Below are 3,430 nucleotides of genomic sequence, written 5' to 3' on the forward strand. Positions count from 1 at the left end.
GTTCAGCATCGTGGGCGTGTTGGTCGTGTTGGCCACCGTAGGGTTCCTGGTCAAGAAGCAGTTGGGCAGCCAGCTGGCCAGCCAGCCAGCGGTTGGCGTGCCCGCGGCCTCGGGCAGCGCAACGCCGCAGGAGCAAAGCCGGCAAGTGCAGCAGCAGGTCAAACAGTCCGTCGACAGTATGATGCAGCAGCCCCGGCCCTTGCCGGACGACAAGTAACTCCAGAAAAACAGGCTGTAGCCCTTTAAGCACGGGCGCAAGCAGCTACTAAAGTAATAGCAAATGAGTGACGCCACCTACATGCAGCAGGCGCTTGCGCAGGGACGCCAGGCAGCCGCATCCGGTGAGGTGCCCGTGGGTGCCGTGGTGGTGCGGCGCGGTGAAGTCATCGCCACAGGCCGTAATGCACCGGTGGACGGGCACGACCCGACGGCACACGCCGAGATTGTGGCGTTGCGTGCGGCGGCGCAGGCACTGGGCAACTACCGGCTGGACGACTGCGAGCTCTTTGTCACGCTGGAGCCCTGCGCCATGTGCAGTGGCGCCATGTTGCATGCGCGGCTCAAGCGGGTGGTGTTCGGTGCGGCCGACCCCAAGACCGGTGCCGCCGGCTCGGTCATTGACCTGTTCGGCGAGTCCCGCCTGAACCATCAGACCCAGTTGCAGGGCGGCGTGCTGGCCGCGGAATGCGGCGCGCTGCTGCAGGAGTTCTTTCGCCGGCGCAGGGATGAGCAGCGCGAGGCTTCGCGGCTGGCCCATCCGCTGCGCGACGACGCATTGCGTGCGCCTGACGCCGCGTTTGATGCCCTGCCGGACTATCCCTGGCCACCCCGCTATGTCAGCGACCTGCCGGCGCTGCAGGGGCTTCGCATGCATTACCTCGACGAGGGCGAGGGCGGCCCGGGGAAATTGACCTTTCTTTGCCTGCACGGCAATCCGGCATGGAGCTATCTTTACCGCAAGATGATCCCGGTGCTGCTGGAGGCCGGTCATCGTGTTGTTGCCCCTGACATGGTCGGGTTTGGCAAAAGCGACAAGCCCAAGAAAGAAAGCTTTCACAGCTTCAGCAGACACCGGCAAATACTGCTTGAGATGGTGGAACARCTGGACCTGCAGAACGTCGTGCTGGTGGTGCAGGACTGGGGCGGCCTGTTGGGCCTGACGCTGCCCATGGCGGCACCGCGCCGCTACAGCGGCCTGCTGGTAATGAATACCCTGCTGGGCACCGGCGATGGCCCCCTGCCTGCGGGATTCGTGGCCTGGCGCGAAATGTGCGCCAGAAACCCTGAGTTTGACGTGGCGCGCCTCTTTGCCCGGGGCAATCCGCAGATGAGCCTCGCTGAGTGCTCAGCCTATAACGCGCCGTTCCCGGACAAAGGACATCGTGCCGCGCTGCGCGCGTTCCCCCCCATGGTGCCGGGTGCAGCTGATGCCGACGGCGCCGCCATTTCACGGCAGGCGCGAGCCTTCTGGCAAAACGACTGGACGGGCCGGACATTGATGGTGGTGGGTGCGCAGGATCCGGTGCTGGGCCCGACCGTCATGAAGGAACTGCAGGCCCTGATCCGCGGTTGCGGCGAGCCCGTGATCTTGCCGCAGGCTGGCCATTTTGTGCAGGAGCACGGTGAGCCGATTGCGCAGCAAGCGGTGCGGTTTTTCAGCCCACCAGCCTGAACACCGGCAACTGCCAGCCCAGGAAGATGGCGCTGAGCCGCAGCGCCGCCACGGCCATCAGCCCGATGCCGAACGCCCAGGAGGGCTTCAGGCCCAGCGTTTTGAGGGCCAGGTACAACACAATTCCGGCAATCGCTGCGCTGGCGTAAATGTCCTGGCGCAGCAGCAGGGGAACCTGGCTGCTGCAGATGTCGCGCATCACGCCGCCCGCCACGCCGGTCATGGTGCCCATCAGTACAACAATGATGGGCGACAGCCGCGCCGCCTCGGCCAGCTGAGCGCCAGACAGGGCAAACAGGGCCAATCCCATGGCGTCGGCGACCAGCAGGGCCTGTGCAGGAATCGGCAGGACCTGCACGTAAAGCACTGTGCCCAGCGCCGCAGCGCAGATAACCAGCAGGTAGGTGGGATTGGCCATCCAGAACACCGGGTGCCGGTTCATCAGGAGATCCCGCAGTGTGCCGCCGCCGATGGCCGTCAGCGAGGCCAGGACCAGCACACCCAGCAGATCCAGGTGCAGGCGTCCGGCCGCCAGCGCTCCGCTGACGGAAAACACGGCGACGCCGAAGAGATCAAGCAGGTAAAGGAGCATGTTGCCCTGTTTATACCTGTTGCTCCCGGCGGGGAAGGGTGGCGCTCCGGGATGGGATACTTGCACCCGTGAAAAAACATATCTATATCTATTCCCCCTCCAGCGCGGTACGCGACAAAGCAACTTTCAGGCGCGGCATCAAGCGCCTTGAGTCCCTGGGACATGAAGTTGAAATCGATACCGATGCTCTGGCTCGCCATCAGCGTTTTGCCGGCGATGACGAAACCCGGCTGGCCGCCATTCACCGCGCAGCGGCGAGCGGCGCGGATGTGGCTTTGATCTCCCGCGGCGGCTACGGCCTCACCCGTATCCTGCCGAAGATCAACTACAAGGCGGTCGCCAAGGCTGCTGCCGGGGGTACGCGTTTTGTGGGCCTGAGCGACTTCACGGCCTTCCAGATGGCCTTGCTGGCCAAAACCGGCGTAATGACCTGGGCAGGGCCCTCGCTGGACGATTTTGGCGCGGAAGCACCTGACGACATCATGGAAGCCTGCTTTGATGACCTCGTCACGGGGCAGGGTGAAGGCACCGGCTGGCAGCTGCCCAAATCTGCTATAAATTTAATAGCTGCTCCAGCTCGTGGTGCAAAGGCTGCAGCCGGATTCACAGTTAAAGACGCGGTACTCTGGGGCGGCAATCTTGCCATCCTGTCTGCGCTGGTGGGAACGCCCTATCTGCCGCTCGTCAAAGGCGGCATCCTGTTTGTCGAGGATGTCGGTGAGCACCCCTACAGGGTGGAGCGCATGCTCACGCAACTGTTGCAAGCCGGCATTCTGGCGCAGCAGAAGGCAATCGTTTTCGGCCAGTTCACCAACTACAAGCTGGCGCCCAACGACAAGGGCTTCAAGCTGGAGACCGCTATCGCCTGGCTTCAGGGCCAGGTGAAGGCGCGGGTGTTGACCGGCCTGCCGTTTGGGCACGTGCCAACCAAGGTCCTGCTGCCGGTGGGTTGCAAAACCACCCTGGTGGTGGAAGACCGGGATGCCTTCCTGCTTTGGGGGCATCAACACTAGGCGAGGTGAAAAACGCCGGCCCTGTCTGGTTGCGGGCGGCTGTGTTCAGGGCAAAAAAAAACCAGCACGAAGCTGGTTTAAAAATAGCCTTGGAGGCCAGGAAGAAAACGGAAAAAGCGAAAAAACTGAAAGCTGAAAATTAAGGTGTCAGGT

The 3,430-nt window shown here is 63.1% G+C and carries 5 protein-coding genes; 4 read left to right on the forward strand and 1 reads right to left on the reverse strand.

The window, feature by feature from the left end; translation table 11 throughout:
• Both AC1D0Z_RS18005 and tadA read left to right on the forward strand, forming a co-directional pair.
• Positions 1-217 (forward strand): hypothetical protein (locus tag AC1D0Z_RS18005; protein ID WP_477659567.1); only part of this gene is annotated, 217 nt, incomplete at its 5' end.
• Positions 218-280: 63 nt separating this feature from the next.
• Positions 281-1,672 (forward strand): tRNA adenosine(34) deaminase TadA, encoded by a 1,392-nt coding sequence (tadA, locus tag AC1D0Z_RS18010; RefSeq protein WP_477659568.1) that lies wholly within the window; start codon positions 281-283, stop codon positions 1,670-1,672.
• On the opposite strand, the gene AC1D0Z_RS18015 is transcribed toward tadA, so the two are convergent.
• Positions 1,656-2,264 carry a trimeric intracellular cation channel family protein gene (locus AC1D0Z_RS18015; RefSeq protein ID WP_477659569.1) on the reverse strand — a complete coding sequence of 203 codons (609 nt, stop codon included), beginning with the start codon at positions 2,262-2,264 and terminating at the stop codon, positions 1,656-1,658. The genes tadA and AC1D0Z_RS18015 overlap by 17 nt on opposite strands.
• A 68-nt stretch (positions 2,265-2,332) precedes the next feature.
• Between AC1D0Z_RS18015 and AC1D0Z_RS18020 the strand changes: the two genes are divergently transcribed.
• Together AC1D0Z_RS18020 and AC1D0Z_RS18025 are read left to right on the forward strand one after the other, a co-directional pair.
• Entirely contained in the window at positions 2,333-3,277 is a 945-nt protein-coding gene (locus tag AC1D0Z_RS18020; protein ID WP_477659570.1) for an LD-carboxypeptidase, read from the forward strand.
• Positions 3,278-3,282: 5 nt separating this feature from the next.
• Complete coding sequence (locus AC1D0Z_RS18025; protein WP_477659571.1) at positions 3,283-3,420, forward strand: hypothetical protein; 138 nt, start codon at positions 3,283-3,285, stop codon at positions 3,418-3,420.
• The last annotated feature ends 10 nt before the right edge of the window (positions 3,421-3,430 follow it).

This window comes from Polaromonas sp. P1_E3 (genome assembly GCF_056405935.1).

Excerpts from the sequence above, each read along its gene's own strand:
- AC1D0Z_RS18015 (WP_477659569.1), bottom strand. The coding sequence starts at position 2,264 with ATGCTCCTTTACCTGCTTGATCTCTTCGGCGTCGCCGTGTTTTCCGTC.